Below are 23,883 nucleotides of genomic sequence, written 5' to 3' on the forward strand. Positions count from 1 at the left end.
ACCGCAGGTTCGTTCAGGTGCGGTACCGGGTGCGCGTCGCGGTCGTCGGACGATCTGCACTCGGGGCTGGGCAACCGGCCGACCGTCCGCTATGTTCGGCCGCACAACAAATCCTGGACAGACGATGACGTCGCAAGGAGCACCATGACCGGAGCAACCACGAGCACGGGCGGGTCCCCGCAGCAGGCCGTCGCACACCGCACGGGCGAGACGGTCCTGACCGTCGTCGACCACCACGGGACACCGCTGGCGGACACCGAGGTCACCGTCGAGCAGACCCGCCACGCCTTCGGCTTCGGCAACATCGGCTTCGACTTCCTCGGGCTGGCGAACGGTGAGCTGACCGGGAGCGCGGCCGACGCCGCCGAGCACCTCGCCGACCTGTACACCGACGTCTTCACCACCGCGACGCTGCCGTTCTACTGGGGTCGCTTCGAGCCCGAGCGCGGCCGACCCGACACCGCCCGGCTCCGGCGCACCGCCGAGTGGTTCCGCGACCGCGGTGTCGCGCTCAAGGGGCACCCGCTCGTCTGGCACACCGTGCAGCCGGACTGGCTGCTCGGTCTGCCCCTCGACGAGGTCGAGCAGCTGCAGCGCGAGCGCATCCGTCGCGAGGTCGGCGAGTTCGCGGGGCTCGTCGACACCTGGGACGCCATCAACGAGGTCGTCATCATGCCGGTGTTCGACAACGGCGACAACGCGATCACCCCGCTCGCCCGGGCGAAGGGTCGCATCCCGACGATCCGGATGGCCTTCGAGGAGGCGCGCGCGACCAACCCGCACGCGACCCTGCTGCTCAACGACTTCGACCTGTCGAGCGCGTACGAGTGCCTGATCGAGGGCGTGCTCGAGGCCGGCGTGCAGATCGACGCCATAGGGCTGCAGACCCACATGCACCAGGGGTACTGGGGCGAGGAGGCGATGCTCGCGATGGTCGACCGGTTCGCCCGCTACGGGTTGCCGCTGCACCTGACCGAGACGTCGCTCGTGTCGGGTGACCTCATGCCCGCGCACATCGTGGACCTCAACGACCACCAGGTCCCCTCGTGGCCGTCGACGCCCGAGGGCGAGGCCCGGCAGGCCGACGAGGTCGAGCGGCACTACCGGAGCCTGGTCGGGCACCCGGCGGTCGAGTCGGTCACGTACTGGGGGATCACCGACGCCGGCGCGTGGCTCGGTGCGCCGATCGGCCTGGTGCGCGCGGACGGGTCGCCGAAGCCGTCCTACGAGGCGCTGCGGCGGCTGGTGAAGGAGGAGTGGTGGACGGCGCCGACCGTGCTGCGCACGGACGAGCGGGGCCGGGTGTCGGTGCGGGGGTTCCGGGGGGAGTACCGGGCGGACGTGCGTGGTGCGTCGACGGCGTTCGCCGTCGGTCGTGCGCCGGGGCAGCAGGAACTGGTCGCGCCCGCCGGGTGAGCCGACGGCAGACGGGAGGCGCGGGGCGGGCCCGCCCCGCGCCTCCCGTCCGCGGTGGGGCTCGGTCTGCCCGCCGCGGGTCGGCGTAGCGTGCGTGCCGATGGGCGGTGGTGCGCGTCGGACTGGAGGACCCCGATGGCGGACCCGCTGCACACCGCCGGGCTGATCGGCATCGAGGAGCACTGGCTGTCCGACCCCGTGGACCGCGCCGTGCCGACGGGATCGCCCGGATGGCCGGGCTCGACCGCTCGGTCACCGAGTACCTGCGCGAGAACGTGTGGATCACCGCGTCGGGCATGCTCGACCGGGCACTGCTGCGGCACGCGCTCGCGGTGACGTCGGTGGACCGGCTCCTGTTCTCGACGGACCACCCGTTCCAGGCGCCGACGGCCGACGAGGTCCGTGCGTTCCCCGACGACGCCGCACGGCGGGCGTTCGCGTCGGGCAACGCGCGGCGGCTGTTCGGGCTGGGCGACCCCGCCTGACGGTTCAGGCCGGCGCTGTGCCGTCGGTGGCCGCGGCGACGAGCGTGCGTTCGGCGTCGTCGAGGTAGTCGCCGAGCAGCGAGGCCGCCGCGTCACGGTCACCGGCGAGCAGCGCGGTCACGATCGCCCGGTTCCGCTCCACGAAGTCCGCGTGGAAGGCCGCCGGGTCGTCCGTGGACAGGAACGCCAGGCGCATCTCGGCGAGCAGCGAGTCCATCAGGCCGTGCAACCGTCCGCTCGGCACGGCCCGGACGAGCGCGGCGTGGAAACGGATGTCGGCTGTGCCGACCTCGCCCCACCGGCCTGTCACGGCCGCGGTGTGCGCCGCGTCGACGGCGGCGACGGCGTCGGACAGGGCCGGCGAGTCCGGCGTGCAGGCTCGGACGCCGGCGGTCTCGAGCACGCGACGTGCGGCGTAGAGGTCGCGGACGTCGTCCGGGGTCAGCCGACGGACGAACACGCCGCGGTGGAACACGTGCTCGACGAGGCGTTCCTGCGCGAGCAGCCGGAAGGCCTCCCGGAGTGTGTTCCGCGAGACGCCGAGCTCCTCGCTCAGGCGCTCCTCGGACAGCTGGGCGCCCGGCAGGTGGTCGCCGCCGGCGATGGCGGCGCGCAGTCGGGCGGCGGTGGACTCGGCGCCGCCGAGGGAACGGGTCATGGTCCGATCTTCCCCTGCGCTCAGCGGACCGGACCGGCACCCGCAGTTTGCGCGCGTGTTACAGAACGCAGCTGCCCCTTGCGATTGTTGAACAATGCTGGCCAGACTGTCCCGCATGTTCGTCCTCATCGGTGTCGCCGTCGTGATCGTCGGCTTCGCCCTCCGCGTCAACGCGCTGCTCGTGGTCACCGTGGCGGGCATCGTCACCGCGGCGATCGGCGGCATCGACCCGGTGGGCATCCTCGACGCCTTCGGCAACGGCTTCGCGTCGAGCCGGAGCGTCACCACGTTCGCCCTGGTCCTGCCCGTCATCGGGCTCGTCGAGCGGTACGGGCTGCAGGACCAGGCGAAGCGCCTGATCGCCAAGCTCGACCGGCTCACGACCGGGCGGATCCTGGCCGGGTACCTCGCGGTCCGCCAGGTGACCGCCGCCGTCGGGCTCACGAGCATCGGCGGTCCCGCCCAGACGGTCCGTCCGCTGGTGCACCCGATGGCCGAGGGTGCCGCCGTGAAGCGCTACGGGCGCATCGACGAGCGGATGCGCGAGAAGATCAAGGGCTTCTCGGCGTCGTCCGACACGGTCGGGGTGTTCTTCGGCGAGGACGTCTTCGTCGCGGTCGGCTCGATCCTCCTCATCACGACCTTCGTCGACACCACCTACGGGTTGTCGCTCGAACCGATCGACCTGGCGCTCTGGGCGATCCCGACCGGCATCGCGGCCCTGGTCGTGCACGGCTTCCGCCTGTTGCTCCTCGACCGACGACTCGACCGGATGGCCGCCGACGTGCAGCCGCAGACCCAGGGGGTGGCAGCGTGATCACCAGCGAGTGGCTCTACTGGCTCATCGGCGCGTTCTTCGTCGTCGTCGCCGTGCTCATCGCGAGCGACACCGGGCACGCCAAGCGGATCGGCAACGCGGCGTTCTGGGGCATCCTCGGCATCTCGTTCCCCGTCGGCACGTTCGTCGTCTCGGGCGCCGTGCCGGCCTGGGTGCTCGGGATCGCGGTGCTCGTCATGGTGGCGCTGGCCGGCGCAGGGCTCACGGGCACCACGAGTCGGACCCGCGTGGCAGCCGTCCCCGGTGCCGGCACCGGCGCCCCGACCGGTCCGGCGGACCCGACCGGGGTGGTCGACCGGGTGTCCGGTGCAGCGGTCGCCACGGGTGCACGCGGCCGAGGCGCCACGAGTGTCCTGGCCACGACGAGCGCCGAGGAGCGTGCGGCGTCGGCCCGACGCTTCGGGAACCGGCTGTTCGTGCCGGCACTCGTCGTCCCGGTCGTCGCGGTCCTGGTCGCCACGCTCGGGCCCCTCGTGCGGATCGGCGGACGACCGCTCCTCGCCGAGGGCAGCGCCACGCTGACGGGGCTCGGCCTCGGCTCGGTGCTCGCCGTCGTGGTCGCCGTCCTCGTCCTCCGTCCGCCGAGCGTCGCCACCCCGGTGCGCGAGGGCGGTCGGCTCCTGCAGGCCATCGGGTGGGCGGCGCTCCTGCCGCAGATGCTCTCCACGCTCGGCATCGTCTTCACCCAGGCCGGTGTCGGCGCTGCGGTCGGCACGATCACGAAGGCCGTGCTGCCGGACGGGTCACTGCTCGCCGCCGTGGTGCTGTACTGCGTCGGCACCGCGGTGTTCACCGTGATCATGGGCAACGCGTTCGCGGCGTTCCCCATCATGACCGCCGCGATCGGGTGGCCCGTGCTCGTGCAGCAGTTCGACGGCAACCCGGCGGCGATCTTCGCCATCGGCATGCTCGCCGGCTTCTGCGGCACGCTCGTCACCCCGATGGCGGCCAACTTCAACCTCGTACCGGCGGCGCTCCTCGAGATGCGGGACAAGTACGGGCCCATCAAGGCACAGCTGCCGACCGCCGTCGTCCTGCTCGCCGTCAACACCGGGATCATGTACCTTGTCGCCTTCTGAGAACCACCGCCCCGACCTCGACCGCCCCGACCTCCTCCGGGCGGCCTGGGCCGGACGGTTCGCGGCCGTCGCCCTCGACAACACCACCCGCGAGTACCCGTACGCCGCGCACCACGCGACGTCCGGACCGGACGACCGGGCGCTGCCGGTGGAACTCCACCCGGCGTTCGCCACGTCGTACGACTGGCACTCGTCCGTGCACATGCACTGGCTGGCGGCACGACTGCTCGCCCACGGTCTGCCGACGGAGCAGCAGGCGGCGCTGACCGCCGTCCTGCAGGACCACCTGCGCGCCGACCACCTGGCGACGGAGGCGGCGTACCTGCGCGCTGCCCCGCACTTCGAGCGGCCGTACGGCTGGGCCTGGTTGCTCCGGCTCGCCGCCGAGGTCACCGTGTCCGAGGTGCCCGAGGTGCGGGCGCTCGCCCCGGGGTTCGTCCCGGTCGTCGACACGATCGCGGACCTCGTCACCGACTGGACCGCCTCGGCCGCCCACCCGGTGCGCCACGGCGTGCACAGCAACTCGGCGTTCGGTCTGCTGCTCGTGCACGACGCCGCGCGGGTGCTCGACCGCCCGGAGCTCGTCGCGACCGTCGGGCGCACGGCGCGCACGTGGTTCGGTGGCGACGCCGGCTGGCCGTTCGCGTGGGAGCGGAGCGGGCACGACTTCTTGTCCGCCGGGCTCGCCGAGGCGGACCTGATGGCCGCCGTCCTGTCGCCGGAGGAGTACCGCGCCTGGGCTCCCGACTTCCTCGCCACGGTCGACGCCGGTGCCCAGGTGCTCCGACCGACCGTCGTCTGTGACCCCTCGGACGCGCAGCAGGTGCACCTGTACGGCCTGGACCTGTCGCGTGCCGGGAGCGCGGTGCGCATCGTCGCCGCACTGCGGACCGACGGTGACGACGTCCCGGTCGCCGGGTTGCTCGACGCGGCGGTCGACGAGCTGCTGTCCTCCGGACTCGAGGCAGCAGTCGGCGAGGAGTACTACTCGACGCACTGGCTCGCCAGCTTCGCGTGGGACGCCATGGAGGCGCGGGAGGGCGCCGCGCGCTGACCCGTCGACCCGTGTGCGTGCGACGGGCGTGCCCGTACCCACGGGCCGTGCGCCGCCGGCGGGTACGACGCCGTCAGCCGACCAGCCGGAAGCGCAGCGGGTCACCGGGGCGCAGCTGCGCCGCGCGGTCGACCGACGCCGCCGTCAGGACCGCGACGACCGGGTAGCCGCCGGTGACCGGGTGATCGGCGAGGAACAGCACCGGGTGCCCCTCCGGCGGTACCTGCAGCGATCCGGTCTCGACGCCCTCGCTCGGCAGCTCGCCGTCGAGCCGGCGGACGAGTGCCTCGGGTGCCGTGGTGCGGACCCCGACCCGGTCGCTGTCCGGTCGGGTGGTCCACGTCTGCGCGGTCAGGGTCCGCCGCCAGTCCGGGCGGAACCAGTCGTCGCGCGGACCGGTGACCACGTCGAGCACGACCGGCGTGCAGGCCGGCGGGGCCGCGGGCGGCGCGACGGCGTCGACGAGCGGCCACCCGTCCGCGTCCGCACCCACCGGCAGGACGTCGTCGGGCCGGACCGGCGCAGGACCGAGTCTCGCGAGCGAGTCCCACGACCGGCTCCCGAGGACGGGCTCGACGGCGAGCCCCCCGCGCACGGCGAGGTACGTGCGGAGGCCCGACACGGCCAGGCCGACCCGGAGCACGTCACCGGGACCGAGGAGCAGGACCTCGCGGGTCGCGGCGCCGTGGACCCGGCCGTCGGCCCGCTCGACGGTGACCGGACCGGGTGCGCCGGTCAGGGCGGCGACCACGTGTCCGTCCGCGCGGAGCGTGACGGAGCCGAGCAGGGCCTCCAGGACGGCCGCGGAGGGACGGTTGCCGACCATGCGGTTGGCGAGGGCCGCGGCCCCGCGGTCGGCGGCACCGGCCGCGCCGAGGCCGGCCTCGCTGAACCCGGGGCGTCCGAGGTCCTGTGTGCTCGCCGCGAAGCCGACCTCGAGCACCGTGAGCGCGGTCACGGTGCCACCGCGACGTAGCGCAGGCGCGTCCCCGCCGGGGCCAGCGCCGGCGGGTCGCGGTCGAGCGACCACATCGCGACGTCGGTCCGGCCGACGAGCTGCCAGCCGCCCGGCGAACTCCGCGGGTAGACGGCACTGAACTCGCCCGCCAGGGCGACCGAGCCGGCCGGTACCGAGGTCCGGGCGGTGCTCCGCCGCGGGACCCCGAGCGAGGGCTCCGTACCCGTGCAGTAGCTGAAGCCGGGGGCGAACCCGCAGAAGGCACTCGTCCACACCTGCCCCGTGTGCCACTCGACGAGGGCGTCGCGGGACATGCCGACCGTCGCGGCGAGCTCGTCGAGGTCCTCGCCGTCGTACCGGACCGGCACGACCAGGGTGACGTCGTCCGTGCCCGGGGCCGGTGGCACCGGGACGACCCGGTCGAGCGCACTCCGCAGTCGTGCGGGGTCGGTCCGTGCCGGGTCGAAGCGGAGGAGGAGGGTCCGTGCGCCCGAGACGACCTCGTGCACGCCGGGCAGGACGCCCTCGAGGTCCGGTCCGAGCCCGCCGCGGAACGCCACGACCTGCTCGAGGGACGCGAAGGTGACGAGGACCGCGCTGCGCCCGGCGGCCCTGACGTCGGGTGCGTGCGCGGAGCCGGGCTCGGTCACGGTGTCGTCGCTCCGGCGGCGGAGGGCGCGAACGGCGAGAGGGCGACGCCCTCGGCCGTCAGGAGCGTGCGGATCGCCCGGGCCATGGCGACGGCACCGGGGGAGTCCCCGTGCACGCACACCGACTCGGCGTCGACCCGGACCTCGGACCCGTCGACGGCGGTCGCGGTGCCGTCGGTCACCATCCGCAGCACGCGTGCGGCAACCTCGTCCGGGTCGTGCAGCACCGCGCCGGGACGGCTGCGCGCCACGAGCGAGCCGTCGGGTTCGTAGGCGCGGTCGGCGAACGCCTCGGCGACCGCGCGCAGGCCGTGCCGGGCGGCCGCCGCGAGGAGCTCGGACCCGGGGAGCGCGAGGACGGCGAGCGACGGGTCGACGTCGGCCACGGCGCGGACGACGGCCTCTGCCTGGACCGGGTCCGCGCACGCCGTGTTGTAGAGCGCCCCGTGGGGCTTGACGTAGGTGACGCGGCCGCCGGCCACCGTCGCCGCGGCCGCCATCGCGCCGAGCTGGTGCACGACGTCGGCGTGGAGCTCGTCCGTGGACACGTGCACCGGCCGTCGACCGAACCCGACCAGGTCGCGGTACCCGACGTGGGCACCGACGGCGACACCGCCTGCGACGGCGGCCCGGGCGGTGGCGAGCATGATCGTCGGGTCGCCGGCGTGCGCACCGCAGGCGATGTTCGCGCTCGTCACGAGGTCGAGCACCGCCCGGTCGTCACCGGCGGTCCAGGCGCCGTAGCCCTCGCCGAGGTCGCTGTTGAGGTCGATCGTCGTCACGGGCGCTCCTGCGTCGTCGGGTGGTTGTTCAACAATCTACCGAGCGCCCGAGACGGTGTCACCCCGTCGGGTCAGCCGAGGTCGAGCGTGCGGCCGAACGTCCTGGTGACGGGCGGGCCGGCGAGCACCGCGGCGAGGGCGTTCGCCGCGCCCTCGGGGGTCGCACGCCAGGCGACGTACGCGTCGTGGTCGCCGGCCGTCGTCCACCGTTCGAGCACCACGGCACGGTGCTCGTCGGCGTCGTCGACGAGCACCTCGAGCGACTCGTTGCCGGGGAAGCCGGCCGTCTGCGCGAGGGTCTCGCGGACCGCCGCGTCGATGGCGTCCTGGTCGACGTCGTCGCGGAACTGGACCTCGAGGAAGACCGTCTGGGTCACGGGTGCACCTTTCGTCTGCGGCGGCCGCACCTCGGCCACCCGTCGAGCCAACCGCCGGGCACCCGTCCGTGTTCCGAGCCGCTCCCGCCGCCCTCGTCCGAGACCGGTGCGACAAAAAGCTTCCGAAGGAAGGTTTTGCGTGCTACCGTCCTCTTCACCTAGCACCGCTAGGTATTCAGAGGGCCCCCGCCCCCGATGACTCGAGGAGGAGTCATGTCGACACCGACGTCGAAGGAAGAACCGCAGTCCGGTCTCGCCGGTACCGCGAACCCGCCGGTCACGGCCGCCGCCGGAGCGACGAGCTCCGACCCCGCCGCCGCATCGCGTGCGTTCTCGGTCGAGGGCCTCACCCAGTCGGTCAGCACCATGCGCGTCGGTGCCGGCTACCTGTGGGCGCTCAGCCTCGCCCAGTTCGGCCTGTTCGCCGCACTGCTCACCCCGGTCTTCGTGAGCATGTCGATCAAGGCGACGCAGCTCAACCCGGACAGCCCCGAGACGATCGTCGGCTCGGTCCTGCCGTTCGGCGCCCTCGGCGCACTGCTCGCGAACCCCCTCGCCGGGGCGCTCTCCGACCGCACCCGCACCCGCTGGGGCCGCCGCCGGCCCTGGATGGTCGCCGGCGTCGTCGTCTTCGTCGTCGCCCTCGCCTGGCTGGCGTTCTCGCCGGACGTCCTGCAGCTCACGCTCGCGTGGGTCCTCGCCCAGGTCGCCGCGAACGCGGTCCTCGCGACGCTGACGGCGAGCTTCGCCGACAACGTGCCCGAGTTCCAGCGCGGCAAGGCGTCGAGCGTCATCGCCCTCGCGCAGAACACCGCCATCCTCGCCGGCCTCTACCTGGCCGTGTACCTGGTCGGGAACCTGCCGGTCCTCTTCATCGCCCCGGGCGTCCTGGCGATCGTCGTGATCCTGGTCTACGCGTTCGTCGCCCGCGACGACCTGCCGTCGACCACCAAGCCCTTCAACTGGCTCACCCTCATCGCCTCGTTCTGGACGAACCCGATCAAGAACCCCGACTTCGGGCTCGCCTGGTGGGGCCGCTTCCTCATCACCTTCGGCACGTTCATGTTCACGACGTACCGACTCCTCTACATGCAGGAGCACCTGGGCATCGAGAGCCTGCAGGAGGCAACGGCGACCGTCGCGTTCGGTGTGCTGCTGTACACGGTCGCCCTGCTCGTCAGCGCCGCCGTCTCCGGCTGGGTCTCGGACCGCGTGCGCCGCCGCAAGGTGTTCGTCTGGGGCTCGACGGCCCTCACCGCGGTCGGCCTCGTGATCCTCGCCCACATCGACACCGTCGGCGGGTTCTACTTCGCCGAGATCGTCCTCGGGTTCGCGTACGGCATCTACGCCGCCATCGACACCGCGCTCGTCGTCGACGTGCTGCCCGACCCGGAGCGTCCCGGCAAGGACCTCGGCGTCATCAACATCGCGAACGCCCTGCCGCAGTCGCTCGCCCCGGCGGTCGGCCTGTTCCTGCTCGGCATCGGCGGCGGCCAGAACTACACCCTCATGCTCTGGGGTGCCGGCGTCGCCGTGCTCCTCGGTGCGCTCGTCATCCTCCCGATCAAGAAGGTCCGGTGACCCCCGTGCGCCCCACCGTCTCCCTGCAGCTCTACACGGTCAACGCCGCGCTGGAGCCCGACCTCGACGCCGGCGTCGCCCGGCTCGCCGCGATCGGCTTCGACACCGTCGAGGCGTTCGCCTTCGTCGACCGGGCCCCGCAGCTGAAGCAGGCCTTCGACGCGCACGGCATCAGCGCGAAGACCGGTCACGCCTTCCTGGTCGAGGAGTCCGTCCCGCTGCCGGACGGCACCGTGATGACCGCGCCGTCGCACGCCGACACCTTCGCCGCGGCGCAGGTACTCGGCATCGAGATCGTCATCGACCCGTTCGTCGGACCCGCCGCCTGGACCACCCGTGAGGGCGTCGAACGCGTCGCCGCTCGCCTGAACGCCGCTGCGGAGGAAGCCGCCGCCCACGGCATGCGCGTCGGCTACCACAACCACGACCACGAGCTCCGCCCGCACATCGACGGCAAGCCCGCGCTGCAGGTGCTCGCCGAGCTGCTCGACCCCCGCGTCGTGCTCGAGCTCGACCTGTACTGGGCGACCGCCGCCGGCATCGACGTGGTCGCGTTCGTCCAGGAGCTCGGGGACCGCATCGTCGCCGTGCACGTCAAGGACGGCCCGATGCGCGACGGCATCTCCACCGCGCAGGTGCCGGCCGACCAGACCCCGGCCGGCCAGGGTGACGTCCGCCTGGCCGAGGCGCTCGCCGCGGCCCCGGCCCTCGAGTACGCCGTCATCGAGTTCGACGGCTTCGACGGCGACGTCTTCGACGGCGTCGAGCAGTCCTACCGGTGGCTGCGCGCAACCCTCGCCGGGTCGGACGAGACGGCCGCGACCGAGGTGTCCGCATGACCCGCACCGGCCGCGTCGGCGTCGGCTTCATCGGTGCCGGCATGATCAGCGAGCAGTACCTGACGAACCTCACCACGTTCCCCGACGTCGAGGTCGTCCGGATCGGCGACATCGACACGGAGCGTGCCGCAGCATCGGCCGCGAAGTGGGGCGTCGCGGCCTCCGGCACCGGTGACGAGGTCCTCACCGACCCCGACGTCGAGATCGTCGTCAACCTCACGTTGCCCGCCACCCACGTCGAGGTCTCGACGGCCGCACTCCGTGCCGGCAAGCACGTGTGGAGCGAGAAGCCGATCGGTGTCGACCGTGCCGGCGCGGCCGGCCTGGTGGCCCTCGCCGACGAACTCGGTCTCAAGCTCGGCATCGCGCCCGACACCGTGCTCGGCACCGGCTGGCAGACCGCCAAGCGCGCGATCGAGGCCGGCGCGATCGGCACGCCCCTGACCGCCGTCACGAGCTTCCAGTGGCAGGGGCCCGACGTGTTCCACCCGAACGCGTCCTTCCTCTACGCGAAGGGTGCCGGGCCGCTGTTCGACATGGGCCCGTACTACTTCACGGCGCTCGTGCACCTGCTCGGCCCCGTCGAGTCGGTGGTCGCGACGGGCACGAGGTCCCGCGACACCCGCCAGCTCGTGGTGGGCCCGAACGCCGGTCAGGAGTTCCCGGTCGAGGTGCCCACGCACCTCTCCGTCCTGACGTCCTTCGAGCAGGGCGGCAACGCCCAGTCGCTGCTGTCGTTCGACACCCCGCTGTTCCGGCACGGCGTCTTCGAGGTGAACGGCACCGAGGGCACCATCGTGCTCCCGGACCCGAACACCTTCGGCGGCGGGCACCCGATCCGGATCGCCCGACCGCTGGGTGCGGACGTGTCGTTCCCGTTCGAGCAGGAGTGGGAGACGCTGTCCGACGAGGAGCCCACGGTCGGCCGTGGGCTCGGCATCCTCGACATGGCGCGGTCGATCCGCGGGGGCGGCTCGCACATCGCCACGGGCGAGGTCGGCTACCACGTGCTCGACACGATGGTCGCGGTCGAGGAGTCGGTCGAGCGCCGTGCGTTCGTGCCCGTCGAGTCGACGGTCGCGCCGATCGCGTCGCTGCCCGAGGACTTCGACCCGCTCGCCGCGACCCTGGAGGGTGCGTCCGCCGCGGTGTAGGTGACCGGGTGACGGACGGGAGGCTCGGTGCCGGCTGGCACCGGGCCTCCCGTCCGTCGTGTGGCCGGTCCCGCGCGTCCCTGCCCTGAGTCCGATCAGGAGCCGGCGCCATCCGAGGGCGTCGAGGACGCGGTCGCCCCGGGGACGTCCGGCGGTGTGTTCGTGTGGCGCTCCGCGTACTTCTCGGTGTTGAGCGCGGTGATGTCGCCCGGCGTGCACGGCGTCTGTAGTTGCAGCGTCGACCCGTGCTCGGTGGTCCCGAACTCGACGAAGAACCCGTCGTCGAGCGACCGCGTTGCCGGGTAGCGCAGGCGCTGACCCGGCGCGTCACCGGTGATGGCGGCACGCACGGGCTGCCATCCGAGCGCTGTCCAGCGACGTTCCAGGTCGTCGAGCACCCTCGTCCGCTCCGCCCCGGTCGTCGCCGGGCCGTAGCGATTGATCACCCACTGCACCCCACGAGTCCCGCATGCACGCGCAGCCGTGTCCGACGCGAGCCACCCCGACCCGACGACGTCCTGCGACGATTCGACCTCGGCGTTCATCGTCCGCCAGACCTTCTCCGCAGCGTCCTGATCGGTGTCGGACGCGACGGTCTTCTCCTGCACCGGCGTAGACGAACACGCTGTCAGTGCGACGATCCCGGCGGTCGCCAGGGCTGCGCGCAGGGTCTGCGCTCGCCGGACCGTCACGGCTCGTCCCCGTCCGTCGCTCCAGGGACGTCCGGCGGCGTCGTCGTGTGGCGCTCCGCGTACGCCTCGGCGTTGAGCGCAGCCACGTCACCAGCGGCGCAGGGCGTCTGCACGGTGATCGTGGTCGCGTGGGCGTTCGTGGTGAGCTCGACGAAGAACCCGTCCTTCGTGCTCCCCGCGCTCGGGTAGCGCAGCCGGTCGCCCGGCGCATCGCCGCCGATGGCGGAGCGGACCGCAGACCAGCCGAAGCCGGACCACCGTTCCTCGACGGCCGCGAGCAGACGCGTCCGTGAACCTGGGTCGGAACCCGGGCCGATGCGACTCACCAGCCACTGTGCCCCGGTCGAGCCACACCGGCGAGCGGCGGTGTCGTACGCGAGCCACGGGCCCTCGACGAGCGCCTGTGTCGTCTCCATCCGCTCGTTCGTCGCGTCCCACACCCGTTCCGCGGAATCGGATGGACCGTGTGACATCCCTGCCTCCTGAGGCGATCGGGTCGAGCAGCTGCTGAGGGCGAGACCGAGCGCCAGGACGGCGACGGCGACGCGGAGGCTGTGGTACAGAGGCCTCCTGGCTTCGTGGAGCGGCGGGCTCCCCGCCTGGCGCATCGTCAGGACGGTCCGTCACTCACGATCCTGCGCCCTCCGTCGGTGCCGGATCAGGGACGTCCGGCGGCGTCTTCGTGTGGCGCTCCGCGTACCGCTCGGCGTTCAGCGCAGCCGCGTCCCCTGGCGTGCACGGGGTCTGCAGCTGCAGGCTGGACGCGTGGGCGGTCGTCCGGAACTCGATGAAGAAGCCGTTCTGCAGGGTGCCCGCCGAGGGGTGGCGGAGTCTGACTCCTGGTGCGTCGCCCGACATGGCTTCCTCGGCGGCGTCGTACCCGCGTTCCGTCCACAGCGCATCGATCGCCGCGACGACGTCGGCCCGGTCGGAGCCGGAGGTGCCCGGGCCGATCCTTGTCGCTCCCCATCGGACTCCGCCGGTACCGCACCGTTCAGCAGCTGAGTCGGAGGCGACCCAGTCCCCGGCGACCTTCGCCTGGGTTGCTTCGGCGAGGGCGTCGGCCTCGTCCCACGCTGCGCGAGCGTCGGACTGGTTCGAGGGTGACATGGTCGTCTCCTTCTCGGGTGCCGCGGCCGAGCAGCCGGGCAGCAGGATCGTCGACATCGCGAGGATCGCCCCCAGGACGAGGCGCGAGCGGGTCTGGATCATGGGATCTTCCTTCCACTCGGGGTGTACCCGAGTGACGTGTAGGACGTGTTCCGCAACGAGGACGTCCCGCGATCGAGGTACCCGACATCCTCCCCGTGCTCCCCACTGAGCGCATCCTCTGCTGCCGGAGTCGCGGAGTGACCACTCGACCCGGGGTACCGCCTGCCTCCGACGACCTCGTCGTTCGACGAGAAGGTCCGCGCGCCCCAACTCGGGTCGCCGGGGTTCAGCCGGTGGGAGCTCGGGAGGACTCCGACCGTCCTTCGGTTCGTGGTGAACGGGTTCCCGGTGTCCAGCGGTTGATCGCCTCCAGCACCGGGCCCCGGGAGCTGGACGAGGCCGCGTCCGACGTTGGCGACGGTGTCCAGCTTCGACTGGGAGGCCCAGACGTGGTCGGGCGGTACATCGACCGCGTGCACGTCCGGCACGCGTGCATCGATCCCCGCGGAGGCGAGCAGCGTGAGGTTGGCCACCGGGATCCGCGCGACGGCGAGCGTGGCGGTGGTGGTGCCGTAGGAGTGCGCGACCACCGACACGTGCGCTCCGCCGGCCCAGCCCCGGGTGCGGGAAGCGCCGTCGATGAAGCCCCTCAGCCGTGCAGCTCCGTCGACGGCCTTGGCTGAACCCAGGACCTCCGTGCTGGGCGGCATGTCGGGGGTGTCGTACCCCATCCAGGCGACCGTCGCGACGTCTCGATCGGCTCCCAGGAGCGCGGCCGCCGTCCGCTGTTCCCCGCGCAGGTTCGCAGCGCCTTCGGTCCACGCCTCCATGCTGTCGGCGACGGAGTTGCCCATCCCGGGGACGTCGACGGTGATGTTCGAGGCAGTGTCCATGTCTCCGACCGCCACGGCTGCCAGGGGCGGGTCACCGAGTGCCAACGCGACGATCGATCGCGGGATCGCGGCCGTCGATGCCGCGAGCGTCCTGTCGAGTGCTTCGAGTGCCCGCGCGCGCTCGAGGACGCGCTCGTACTCGTCGACCTCCGAGGCGAGCAGCGGCTCCCCGGCGCGGAACCGCGCGAGGAAGGCCTCCCGTGCCGCCTGCGCCTTCGGCAACTCGACCTCGAGCGTGTGCCGGTTGGCCCGACCACGGTCGGCGTAGCGCACGCCGTTCAGGTTGCCGATCACGGCCGACAGCCCGGTGACCAGGGCCGTCTGCTCGTCGCCGTCGAGGGCGGACCACCAGCGCCGCACGGACCGGGCCGCCGGCGGCTCGTCGAGCAGGCGCCGCGCGTCGTCCGGGTGTTCGGCCGCCCAACGCTCCAGAGCACCCGGCCCGTCGGCGGCGAGCTCCGCGAGCATCGGGAGCCGGAGCGCGTCGTCGAACCCCCGTGCGACGCCGGCCAGGTCGACCACGAGCAACGGCGGGGCGAACGTTCCGCCGTCCGGTCCGGGAAGGAGGAACGACCCGCCGACCTGTGTGCGGACGGCCCGCGAGAGGTCCTCCTGCGCCTGGTCCCACCGCGTGTGCAGGCGACGTGCGCGGCCGTGGAGGTCGTCGTTGTCGGCGCGGTACTCGTCCGGGACCACGTCGTCCGAGTCGGAAGCGGTGACGCGTGCGCGGAGTTCCTCGACGTCGGCGAGCAGGGCGCGCCGGCGTCGCCGCACCGTGGAGACCTCGTCCGCGAACGCCTCGAGCGCCGCAGCGACCGCGCCACCTGCGGAGGCCAGTCCGTCCGCCGTCGCTCCCGCGTCGTCCATCGCCCGCGGGAGTGCGTCCGTCGCACCGGGGGCGCTGAGGGCCGACCCGATGCCGGCCCACGCGGCAACGGCGTCGCGGGCCGCCGACCGCACGGCTTCCGTCGCGCTCCGGAGTGCGACGGCTCCGTCGGACACGGCACCCGGGGTCGGACGGACGTGCGGCAACGCCGACTCGTCGATCAGGGCCGGGGTCATCGGGTCAGGGCTCCGGTGGTGGCCCCCGCTGCGGTGGTGGTCGCAGCGGCCATCTCGACGTCCGCCACCGCGAAGGCGTCCGCTGCCCCGGTCGCGGCCTCCACGGCTCCCACGACCGCTCGGACCGCGGCGGGCGCGTCGTCGCGTCGCGCGGCGCGGAACGCCTGCGCAGCCCGAGCCGACGCGGTCCCCTCCAGCGAATCGACGACGGCGTGCAGCGCCGCGTCGACGTCGATCGCCGCCGTCCGCATCGACGAGGCGGCGTCCACCGCACGTTCGACGATCGCCTTCGCTCCCGCGATGTCGACGTTCCACCCCTGTGCCATCACCTGCGCCATCAGCCCCCCTCGGTCCTGCAGCAGGCTAGGGAGCCGCCGCAGCGGCCGCACGTACTCCGTACATCGCTGTGGACGACGGCGACGGACGGACATCGTGTGGAGGACGTTCGCACCCCGGGACACGACGACGCCCCCGCCGCTGCTGCGACGGGGGCGTCCGGTGACCCCTGATCCCGTGGTGGCCACCGCTCTCGTGACGGACCGTCCAGCACCGGACGGACCGCCGACAGGTCAGCGCGCGGTGCGACCGGCGCGGGGGAGGACCAGGCCGAGCACGATCATCGCGACGGCGAGGAAGGCGTGCAGCACGTTGTCGGCGCTGTTCAGCGGCACGAAGTTCGCCGCGCCGGACATGTTCGCGACGAACAGGCCGAAGACGAACAGCACGGCGTAGATGATGCCGCCGATGAGGAGGTAGGAGCGGGACCCACCGGCGGTGCGCGCGGCGAGCAGGCCGACGATGCCGAAGAGCAGGTGCACGATGTTGTGGAGCGCCGAGACCTGGAACAGGCCGAGGAGCATCGCCATCGACCCGTTGCCGGCGAACGACATGGTGCCCATGTCCATCGTCAGGCCCGGGATGAAGCCCGCGATGCCGACGATCAGGAAGACCACCCCGAACAGGAGCGCGCCCTTCTGCGTCAGCGTCGAGCCGTAACCGGTGGTGCGTGTTGCTGCGTTGCTGGTCATGGTGCCAGTCCTTCCGAATGTGTCGCCTGACGACGTTCCCGGGCCACCGCGCGATGGTGGTGGCGTCGTCTCTCAGGTCTTTCGTAGCAGTTGTCCAGCCGGATTGGTCAGATCCGATCCGACTTCGTCCCCCTCGACACGCAATCCGGCGTCCTCCTCGGGGATGAGTCGCGGTCTCCTCCCGTGGGGGGACGCGGCCGGACCGGACACGGCAATAGCGTTGCCGTCGTGATCGAGATCGAGCATCTGTCCAAGCGCTACGGCGCCAAGACCGCGGTCGACGACGTCTCCTTCGTCGTCCGTCCCGGCATCGTCACCGGCTTCCTCGGGCCGAACGGTGCCGGCAAGTCCACGACCATGCGGATGATCATGGGCCTCGACACCCCCTCCGCGGGGAGCGTGCGGGTGAACGGGCAGGACTACCGCTCGTTCCGCGACCCGCTCCGCCAGGTCGGTGCCCTGCTCGAGGCGAAGGCCGTCCACTCCGGACGCAGTGCCTTCAACCACCTGCTCTCGCTGGCGGCCACGCACGGCATCCCGAAGTCCCGGGTGCACACGGTCATCGAGCTGACGGGGCTCGAGTCGGTCGCCAAGAAGCGCGTCGGGGGCTTCTCCCTCGGCATGGGGCAGCGGCTCGGCATCGCGGCGGCACTGCTCGGCGACCCGAAGACCCTGATCCTCGACGAGCCGGTCAACGGCCTCGACCCGGACGGCGTCGTGTGGGTCCGCCAGCTCGCGCGGCACCTGGCGTCGGAGGGGCGCACGGTGTTCCTCTCCAGCCACCTGATGAGCGAGATGGCCCAGACGGCCGACCGCGTCGTGGTGCTCGGTCGGGGCAAGGTCCTCGCCGACGCCCCGATCGCCGAGTTCGTCGCCGGTAGCGGCCAGGGCGGGGCAGCGCGAACGCTGGTGCGCACGCCGCACCCGGACCGGCTCTTCACCGCGGTCGGGTCGGCGGCGATTTCGATCACCCCGCGCGAGGACGGCGCCTTCGTGGTCGTCGGCCCCGACGCCCAGCAGATCGGCACCGTCGCGGCGCAGACCGGCGCGGTGCTCCACGAACTCACCCCGATGGGTGCGAGCCTCGAGGAGGCGTACATGGCCCTCACGAAGGACGAGGTCGAGTACCAGGCGGAGGTCACCCGATGAGCGCCGCGACGACCACCGCGATGCCCGGCCGGGTCGGGCTCGGCGCCGGCCGACTGGTCCGCAGCGAGTGGATCAAGTTCCGCAGCATCCGTTCCACGTTCTGGTGCTACGCCATCATCGTCGCGCTGACGATCGGGCTCGCGGCGATCATCGGCCTCTCCGCACCGGTCATCGGTCTGCCCGAGGGTGCCGAGGTGACCCAGGAGGTCGCGAACCGCCAGATCGTCATGCTGAGCACCGCGTCCGTCGGGTTCACCGTCCTGGTGGCGGCCGTGCTCGGGGTGCTCATCATCACGGGCGAGTACGGCACCGGTCAGATCCGGTCGACCTTCACCGCCGACCCGCGCCGCACCGGTGCGGTCCTGGCCAAGGCGGTCGTCCTGGCCGTGGCCACCTTCGTAGTCAGTGCGGTCGCGACCTGGATCGGGGTGGCGCTGGTGGCGCTGTTCCAGGCGGACAAGGGCGTGCACGCCGACCTCGCCGACCCGTCGGTCTTCATGCCGATCCTCGGGTCGTCCGTGTTCGTGACGCTCATCGCCCTGCTCGCGTTCGGCATCGGACTGCTCGTGCGGTCGAGCGCCGGCGGCATCGCGATCGCCCTCGGCGTGCTCCTCGTGCTCCCGATCGTGCTGCAGCTCGTCGCCAGCCTGGTGAACCAGCAGTGGCTGCTCGACGTCTCGCGGTTCCTGCCCGACCAGGCGGGCGGTCAGCTGTACACGTACGAGTCGTCCGGTGCGCAGCAGACCGAGGGTGTCGTCCTGGACGGCTGGGCCGGCTTCGGCGTCCTCGCCGCCTGGGTCGTCGCGCTGGGCGCGCTCGCGCTCGCGACGGTCAAGCGGCGCGACGTCTGACGCGACGACCTGACGGACGGGAGGCCCGGTGCCAGCTGGCACCGGGCCTCCCGTCCGTTCCGTGGTCCCGCCCGTTCCGTGGTTCCGCCCGGTGTCAGGCCTCCCGCGTGAACAGCGCGCGCAGCGCGCGCCCGAGCCGACCCCCACGTTCCGGCCGGTCGACGACCTGCACGGCGCGCGTCGGCATCCGGAACGCGAGGTCGTGCAGCATGTTCCGCTTCGACCCGTCCCAGTTCGCGAAGAGGTACGAGCCGCCGATGAACGACATGCTCCGCACGGGAGTGCGCTTCCACGAGTCGGCGGCGACGTAGTACCCGGCGTGGCCCGCGTGGATGTGGTCGATGACGGTGTCGACGTCGACGACGCCGGTCGTGGTGACGACGGCGGTGATGCCCGTGCGGTCGCGGGCGACGTACTCGATGAGGTGTTCGGTCACGGCGTGCTCTGATCTGGTCTGCTCGACCCGGGCCCTCGGGTGTCAGGGCGTCGGGGAATGACTGGAACCGCCCTTGCTTCCGGCTGCATGGTACGCCTCGCCCGGGTGTCCAACCAGGGCACGGTGCGCCCGGTGGACGGACATCCGGAGAGCGCGGCGAGCATCCTGGACCCATGCGCACCACCAGCACCGTCCGCACCACCGGCCTCCTCGTGCTCGCGGTCGCCGGCGCCGTCGCCCTCGCCGGGTGCACCGGTGGTGCCGGCTCCGACCCGACCGCCACCGTGACGCGGACCATTGCGGCCTCGCCGACGACCGCGACCGGAGCGGGGTCGTCGTCCACCCCGTCGCCGACCCCGTCGTCCACCCCGACGTGCGGTCCCGCCGACGGTGCCGCTGCGGCTGCGGGACCGATCGCCGACCTGCCGGTGCCGGCCGGGCTCGAGGGCGCTCGATGGGACGCGTCCCGTGCCGACACCACGGCGTACGACGGGTGCGCCGCGCTCTCGGCGGTGACGGTCTCGGTGGTCGACGCCACCGCCAGCTCGCCGGTCGCGGTCCTGCTCTTCCACGACGGCACCTACCTCGGTACCGCCACGAAGGAGCAGTACGCCTTCGTGCCGGGTGTCACGCGCACCGCGCCGGACGCCCTCCGGGTCGAGTACCGCTACGCGATGCCCTCGGACAGCAACGCCGACCCGACCGGTCGCGCGACGGCGACCTACACGTGGGACGACGGCGCCGGTCGCGTCGAGATGACCGGCGACGTCCCGCCGACGCCCTGACGATCAGGGGCGCAGGGACCGCAGCACCCGTCGGAGCGTGTCGAGCTTCGGCTGGCCCGCCTCGAACGGCCGCCCGAGGGCGGACCGCGGCTGCAGCACCACCGCCCCGTCGGTCGTCGTGAGCCAGAGCCCGTAGTCCACGCGACGGCCGCGGTCGTCCTTCGTCGCCAGGTCGATCCGCTCGATGCTCGACCACGGGATGGTCATCACCGGGTCGGGCGAGACGGCGGTCCAGCCGAGCAGCCCCGAGCCGTCGACGGTGAACAAGGTGATCCGCCGGTCGGGCAGGTCCTGCGGTGCGCTGATGCCGCGTGCGCTGACCGGCAGGTGGAACGCCGGCTGCCCGTGCCGATGGGCGTGCGCGAGGGCTCGACGGTCCTGTCGGGTGTCGCGCCATGCGCTGATCGGCACGACGACGCAGAACACGGCGCCGAGCAACGGCACAATGACGACGACCGACACGCGACCGGCAGACGCGATCGCGTCCGCGTGCAGCGCCTCGAACACCAGCACGCCGACCGAGAGGGCGAGCAGACCCACGGCTCCGAGCACGAACGGCCGGAGCGGCGGGACCACCCCGTCCCGCAGCCGCTGCACCCACGGGGACGACTCGACCTGCACGGCGCCATCCTGCCCGCGCCCCCTGGACGCACCGCGGTGGGATGCTGGTCGTCATGCCCCTGTCCCGTCCGGCGGTCGTCGCCGCCCTGCCCGGTGTCGCGCTCGCCGTCGTGATCGGCCTCGCCGCGACCCTGGTCGGCCGCGCCTTCCCCGTCGTGGGCGGACCGGTGCCGGCCGTCCTGCTCGGGGCGGTGGTCGGGTGGCTCGTGCGGCGTCGGCGGCACGAGGACGGCGGTGCGGCGGACCTCGGCGGGCTCCAGCCGGGCGTGAAGTTCGCGTCGAGCCGGGTGCTGCAGGCCGCGGTCGTCCTGCTCGGGGCGCAGCTCTCGATCGGCGAGGTCCTGCGCACCGGCGGCGAGACCCTCCCCGTGATGCTGACCACCCTCGTGGTGTGCCTGGTCGCCGCGTGGGGGATCGGACGGCTGCTCCGGGTCTCGAGCACGCTCCGCACGCTCATCGGCGTCGGGACCGGGATCTGCGGCGCCTCGGCGATCGCGGCGGTCACGCCGGTGGTCGGTGCCGCGAGCGCCGAGGTCGCCTACGCCCTGTCGACGATCTTCCTCTGCAACATCGCCGCCGTCTTCGTCTTCCCCCTGGTCGGCCACGCCCTCGGGCTGTCGCAGCACGCCTTCGGCGTCTTCGCCGGTACCGCCGTGAACGACACCTCTTCCGTCGTCGCCACGGCCACGATCTACGGGCGCCAGGCGACCGACACCGCGGTCGTCGTCAAGCTGGTCCGGACCCTCATGATCATCCCGATCGTCGTCGGGCTCGCCGGTCTGGAGGCCCGCCGCACCGCCCGCTCGCGGCCCGCCTCCGTCGACGGCCCGGGTCGCGCCGGGGGCGTCCGCGTGTTCCGGTTGGTGCCGTGGTTCCTGGTCGGCTTCCTCGTCGTGGTGCTGCTCCGGACCGTCGGGGTCCTGCCCGCGTCGGTGGCCCCGGGGTTCTCCACCGCGGCCACCTTCCTCATCACGGTGGCGCTCGCCGCGGTCGGGGTCTCGACGGACTTCGCGGCGCTGCGCCGTGCCGGGTTCCGTCCGATGCTGCTCGGCATCGCGCTCTGGGTGCTCGTCGCGGTCACGAGTCTCGGGGTGCAGGCGGCCTTCGGGCAGCTCTGACGCGGGAGCGGGAGCGGGAGTGGGATCGGGCGCTGGCAGCCGCCTGGCGCTGGGCGCTCCCGCGCAACCGGAGGCACGTTGCGCCACGCGATCCCGTGGCGCGACGTGCCGAGCGTTGTGCGGGCCGTCACCGGCCACACGACGGACGGGAGGCGCGGTACCAACCGGCGCCGCCCTCCCTCGCAGGCTCGGTCGGCGCGCCCCGCGCGACGCTTCGCGTCGCCGCTGAGCGGGGCGCGCCCGTCCGTCCGTCCGTCCGGCGGTGTCAGCCCCGGATCGCCTCCGCCAGCTTCACCCGCCCGCCGGTCCGCAGCAGCGCGTTCTCGTAGATGCGTGCACCCACGGCGACCACGACGACGACCGACGCGGCGACGACCACGAGCGACAGGATCGGCTCCCACCACTCGGCGGTCCCGAGGAAGATCCGCATCGGCATCCCGATCGGCGCACTGAACGGGACGTACGACATGATCCCCACGATCGTCTGGTCGTCCGCCGCCGAGACGATGAGGATGTACGGGATCATCACGAGCAGCATGACCGGCATCGTCACGCTGCCGACGTCCTCCTGGCGGGAGACCAGCACGGCGGACGCGGCGAACAGCGCGGCGATGAGCACGAACCCGACGGCGAAGAAGCCGACGAACCAGAGCACGCTCGGACCGAGCATCGAGAAGAAGTTGGTCTGCCCGGTCACGGCGAGTGCCACGGCGCCGGCGATCGCGATCGCGATGATCTGCGCGAAGGCCATGATGCTGCTGCCGAGCACCTTCCCGGCGAGCAGGGCCCGCGCGGGGATCGCGGCCATCAGGATCTCCACGACCCGTGTCGACTTCTCCTCGACGACGCTCTGTGCGATCGACGACCCGAAGGTCACCGCGGAGGTGAAGAAGACGACACCGAACAGGATGCCGATGGCGGACACCAGACCCGCCGACAGGGCGCCGGGCTCCAGGAGCTCCACCCTGGGCGCGACGCTGAGGGCCTGGACGACGTCGGTCGGGGCGTCCTCGAGACCGACGACCTCGTAGCCGATCACGTCGTCCGACGGCACGATCGCGGCGTCGACGTCACCGCTGCGCACCAGGCGTTCCGCCTGTGCGACGGTCCGCGTCGGTGTGACGGACAACCCGTCGTCGGAGCGGATCGAGACGCCGTCGACCACCGCGACCGGCGTGGTGTCGTCCGCGGTCGCCTTGCCGACGATGCCGGCGATCACGACGGACGCGACGACGGCCAGCACCAGGATCGCGGCCGAGACGACGAAGGCCTTGCTGCGGACCCGCGCCTGGATCTCGCGGACGGTGACGAGCCGGACGGCGTCGACGAAGTGGCTGGTCATCGGACGACCTCCCGGAAGACCTCGCTGAGACGGGGGACCCGCGGGGCGAAGGACCCCACGGTGCCGTGCTGGACGGCGCGCTGCAGGACACGCTGCGCCGTGTGGTCGTCGGCCTCGAACACGGCGTACCCGCCGTCGAACTCGCGGACGGTGACACCGGCCTCGTCACGGAGCCAGGCGACGTCGCCGTCGACGAGGAGCTCCCACGCGGCCGGTCCGGCGTTCCGGCGGAGTTCCTCCTGCGGCCCGGCGGCGCGGATGGTGCCGTCGGCGATCACGACCACGTCGTCGCAGAGCCGTTCGACGACGTCGAGCTGGTGGCTCGAGAAGAGCACCGGCACACCCTTGGCGGCGTGCTCGCGGAGGACACCGAGCACCGTGTCGACGGCCATCGGGTCGAGGCCCGAGAACGGCTCGTCGAGCACGAGCACCTCGGGGTCGTGCACGAGCGCCGCGGCGACCTGCACGCGCTGCTGGTTGCCGAGCGAGAGCTTCTCGACGGCGTCGCCGGCGTGCTGGCCCAGGTCGAGACGCTCGAGCAGCGCGGTCGTGCGCTGACCGGCGGTCCGCTTGTCGACGCCGTGGAGGCGCGCGAGGTAGGTGATCTGCTCGGCGACCGGCATCTTCGGGTACAGCCCGCGTTCCTCGGGCATGTAACCGAACCGCCGACGGTCGGCCGGACCGACCTCGGTGCCGTCGATCGACACGCGACCGGCATCGGCCTGCAGGACGCCGAGCAGGATCCGCATGGTCGTCGTCTTGCCGGCGCCGTTGCCGCCGACGAAGCCGGTCAACCGACCGCTGCCGACCGTGAACCCCACGTCGTCGAGCACCCGGCGGTCGCCGAAGTGCTTCGTGACCCCTTCGATGGTGAGCATCGCCC

27 protein-coding genes are annotated in these 23,883 nt (G+C 72.7%); 12 read left to right on the forward strand and 15 right to left on the reverse strand.

The annotated features are described in order from the left end of the window. Window positions 1-144: 144 nt before the first annotated feature. Complete coding sequence (locus tag Cus16_RS12320; RefSeq protein ID WP_069712946.1) at window positions 145-1,416, forward strand: endo-1,4-beta-xylanase; 1,272 nt, start codon at window positions 145-147, stop codon at window positions 1,414-1,416. A 230-nt stretch (window positions 1,417-1,646) separates the two neighbouring features. Next, complete coding sequence (locus tag Cus16_RS12325) at window positions 1,647-1,901, forward strand: amidohydrolase family protein (protein WP_069712947.1); 255 nt, start codon at window positions 1,647-1,649, stop codon at window positions 1,899-1,901. A gap of 4 nt (window positions 1,902-1,905) precedes the next feature. Here the strand turns inward: Cus16_RS12325 and Cus16_RS12330 are convergent, their stop codons facing one another. Beyond that, a complete protein-coding gene (locus Cus16_RS12330) occupies window positions 1,906-2,559 on the reverse strand; it encodes a GntR family transcriptional regulator (RefSeq protein ID WP_069712948.1) in 654 nt (217 codons plus the stop codon). Window positions 2,560-2,674: 115 nt separating this feature from the next. Here Cus16_RS12330 and Cus16_RS12335 point away from each other — a divergent pair, with 115 nt between their 5' ends. Genes Cus16_RS12335 through Cus16_RS12345 form a run of 3 tightly spaced genes read left to right on the forward strand, consistent with a single transcriptional unit; the run spans window position 2,675 to window position 5,530 of the window. Continuing rightward, a complete protein-coding gene (locus Cus16_RS12335; RefSeq protein ID WP_069712949.1) occupies window positions 2,675-3,376 on the forward strand; it encodes a DUF969 domain-containing protein in 702 nt (233 codons plus the stop codon). Further along, window positions 3,373-4,476, forward strand: coding sequence for a DUF979 domain-containing protein (locus Cus16_RS12340; RefSeq protein WP_069712950.1), 1,104 nt, complete (start codon window positions 3,373-3,375; stop codon window positions 4,474-4,476). Before Cus16_RS12335 ends, Cus16_RS12340 begins: the two co-directional genes overlap by 4 nt. Then, a complete protein-coding gene (locus Cus16_RS12345) occupies window positions 4,463-5,530 on the forward strand; it encodes a DUF2891 family protein (RefSeq protein WP_069712951.1) in 1,068 nt (355 codons plus the stop codon). The genes Cus16_RS12340 and Cus16_RS12345 overlap by 14 nt, the downstream gene beginning before the upstream one ends. 73 nt (window positions 5,531-5,603) lie before the next feature. Here Cus16_RS12345 and Cus16_RS12350 read toward each other — a convergent pair whose 3' ends face one another. The 4 genes from Cus16_RS12350 to Cus16_RS12365 all read right to left on the reverse strand — a co-directional run bounded on the left by Cus16_RS12350 (window position 5,604) and on the right by Cus16_RS12365 (window position 8,297). After that, complete coding sequence (locus Cus16_RS12350) at window positions 5,604-6,488, reverse strand: biotin-dependent carboxyltransferase family protein (protein ID WP_069712952.1); 885 nt, start codon at window positions 6,486-6,488, stop codon at window positions 5,604-5,606. Next, on the reverse strand, window positions 6,485-7,138 hold the full coding sequence (locus tag Cus16_RS12355; RefSeq protein WP_069712953.1) for a 5-oxoprolinase subunit B family protein: 654 nt from the start codon (window positions 7,136-7,138) through the stop codon (window positions 6,485-6,487). The genes Cus16_RS12350 and Cus16_RS12355 overlap by 4 nt, the downstream gene beginning before the upstream one ends. After that, a complete protein-coding gene (locus Cus16_RS12360) occupies window positions 7,135-7,920 on the reverse strand; it encodes a LamB/YcsF family protein (RefSeq protein WP_069712954.1) in 786 nt (261 codons plus the stop codon). Before Cus16_RS12360 ends, Cus16_RS12355 begins: the two co-directional genes overlap by 4 nt. Before the next feature lie 71 nt (window positions 7,921-7,991). Then, window positions 7,992-8,297 (reverse strand): putative quinol monooxygenase, encoded by a 306-nt coding sequence (locus Cus16_RS12365; protein ID WP_069712955.1) that lies wholly within the window; start codon window positions 8,295-8,297, stop codon window positions 7,992-7,994. A gap of 213 nt (window positions 8,298-8,510) precedes the next feature. On the opposite strand from Cus16_RS12365, the gene Cus16_RS12370 reads away from it, so the two are divergent. From Cus16_RS12370 to Cus16_RS12380, 3 genes are read left to right on the forward strand one after another with little or no spacing between them, the layout of a single operon-like run. After that, window positions 8,511-9,878: an MFS transporter gene (locus Cus16_RS12370; RefSeq protein WP_069712956.1), complete on the forward strand. Its 1,368-nt coding sequence runs from the start codon at window positions 8,511-8,513 to the stop codon at window positions 9,876-9,878. Continuing rightward, window positions 9,875-10,717, forward strand: a complete 843-nt coding sequence (locus tag Cus16_RS12375; RefSeq protein ID WP_189319592.1) for a sugar phosphate isomerase/epimerase family protein — start codon at window positions 9,875-9,877, stop codon at window positions 10,715-10,717. Before Cus16_RS12370 ends, Cus16_RS12375 begins: the two co-directional genes overlap by 4 nt. Continuing rightward, window positions 10,714-11,871 (forward strand): Gfo/Idh/MocA family protein, encoded by a 1,158-nt coding sequence (locus Cus16_RS12380; protein WP_069712957.1) that lies wholly within the window; start codon window positions 10,714-10,716, stop codon window positions 11,869-11,871. Before Cus16_RS12375 ends, Cus16_RS12380 begins: the two co-directional genes overlap by 4 nt. A gap of 95 nt (window positions 11,872-11,966) precedes the next feature. Here the strand turns inward: Cus16_RS12380 and Cus16_RS16730 are convergent, their stop codons facing one another. From Cus16_RS16730 to Cus16_RS12410, 6 genes are all read right to left on the reverse strand, one after another. Continuing rightward, complete coding sequence (locus tag Cus16_RS16730; RefSeq protein ID WP_069712958.1) at window positions 11,967-12,479, reverse strand: hypothetical protein; 513 nt, start codon at window positions 12,477-12,479, stop codon at window positions 11,967-11,969. Window positions 12,480-12,559: 80 nt separating this feature from the next. Beyond that, window positions 12,560-12,979 (reverse strand): hypothetical protein, encoded by a 420-nt coding sequence (locus tag Cus16_RS16735; RefSeq protein WP_189319593.1) that lies wholly within the window; start codon window positions 12,977-12,979, stop codon window positions 12,560-12,562. Window positions 12,980-13,190: 211 nt separating this feature from the next. Further along, on the reverse strand, window positions 13,191-13,775 hold the full coding sequence (locus Cus16_RS12395) for a hypothetical protein (protein WP_069712960.1): 585 nt from the start codon (window positions 13,773-13,775) through the stop codon (window positions 13,191-13,193). Further along, entirely contained in the window at window positions 13,772-15,670 is a 1,899-nt protein-coding gene (locus tag Cus16_RS12400; protein ID WP_069712961.1) for an alpha/beta hydrolase, read from the reverse strand. Before Cus16_RS12400 ends, Cus16_RS12395 begins: the two co-directional genes overlap by 4 nt. Further along, window positions 15,667-16,008 carry a hypothetical protein gene (locus tag Cus16_RS12405; RefSeq protein ID WP_069712962.1) on the reverse strand — a complete coding sequence of 114 codons (342 nt, stop codon included), beginning with the start codon at window positions 16,006-16,008 and terminating at the stop codon, window positions 15,667-15,669. The genes Cus16_RS12400 and Cus16_RS12405 overlap by 4 nt, the downstream gene beginning before the upstream one ends. A 231-nt stretch (window positions 16,009-16,239) precedes the next feature. After that, on the reverse strand, window positions 16,240-16,698 hold the full coding sequence (locus Cus16_RS12410) for a DUF4383 domain-containing protein (protein WP_069712963.1): 459 nt from the start codon (window positions 16,696-16,698) through the stop codon (window positions 16,240-16,242). Window positions 16,699-16,926: 228 nt separating this feature from the next. On the opposite strand from Cus16_RS12410, the gene Cus16_RS12415 reads away from it, so the two are divergent. Next, complete coding sequence (locus tag Cus16_RS12415; protein ID WP_069712964.1) at window positions 16,927-17,847, forward strand: ABC transporter ATP-binding protein; 921 nt, start codon at window positions 16,927-16,929, stop codon at window positions 17,845-17,847. After that, entirely contained in the window at window positions 17,844-18,698 is an 855-nt protein-coding gene (locus Cus16_RS12420; protein ID WP_069712965.1) for an ABC transporter permease subunit, read from the forward strand. Before Cus16_RS12415 ends, Cus16_RS12420 begins: the two co-directional genes overlap by 4 nt. A 94-nt stretch (window positions 18,699-18,792) precedes the next feature. Here Cus16_RS12420 and Cus16_RS12425 read toward each other — a convergent pair whose 3' ends face one another. Next, on the reverse strand, window positions 18,793-19,134 hold the full coding sequence (locus Cus16_RS12425; protein WP_069712966.1) for a hypothetical protein: 342 nt from the start codon (window positions 19,132-19,134) through the stop codon (window positions 18,793-18,795). Window positions 19,135-19,307: 173 nt separating this feature from the next. Between Cus16_RS12425 and Cus16_RS12430 the strand changes: the two genes are divergently transcribed. Next, window positions 19,308-19,919: an LppP/LprE family lipoprotein gene (locus tag Cus16_RS12430; protein ID WP_069712967.1), complete on the forward strand. Its 612-nt coding sequence runs from the start codon at window positions 19,308-19,310 to the stop codon at window positions 19,917-19,919. Window positions 19,920-19,922: 3 nt separating this feature from the next. Here Cus16_RS12430 and Cus16_RS12435 read toward each other — a convergent pair whose 3' ends face one another. Beyond that, window positions 19,923-20,540, reverse strand: a complete 618-nt coding sequence (locus Cus16_RS12435) for a hypothetical protein (RefSeq protein ID WP_069712968.1) — start codon at window positions 20,538-20,540, stop codon at window positions 19,923-19,925. Window positions 20,541-20,593: 53 nt separating this feature from the next. On the opposite strand from Cus16_RS12435, the gene Cus16_RS12440 reads away from it, so the two are divergent. Next, on the forward strand, window positions 20,594-21,658 hold the full coding sequence (locus tag Cus16_RS12440; RefSeq protein ID WP_069713035.1) for a YeiH family protein: 1,065 nt from the start codon (window positions 20,594-20,596) through the stop codon (window positions 21,656-21,658). Between the two features lie 265 nt (window positions 21,659-21,923). On the opposite strand, the gene Cus16_RS12445 is transcribed toward Cus16_RS12440, so the two are convergent. Continuing rightward, window positions 21,924-23,000 carry an ABC transporter permease gene (locus Cus16_RS12445; protein WP_069712969.1) on the reverse strand — a complete coding sequence of 359 codons (1,077 nt, stop codon included), beginning with the start codon at window positions 22,998-23,000 and terminating at the stop codon, window positions 21,924-21,926. Further along, window positions 22,997-23,878, reverse strand: coding sequence for an ABC transporter ATP-binding protein (locus Cus16_RS12450; RefSeq protein ID WP_069712970.1), 882 nt, complete (start codon window positions 23,876-23,878; stop codon window positions 22,997-22,999). Before Cus16_RS12450 ends, Cus16_RS12445 begins: the two co-directional genes overlap by 4 nt. Window positions 23,879-23,883: the final 5 nt, after the last annotated feature.

This window comes from Curtobacterium sp. ER1/6 (assembly GCF_001742745.1).
GTDB lineage: Bacteria > Actinomycetota > Actinomycetes > Actinomycetales > Microbacteriaceae > Curtobacterium > Curtobacterium citri.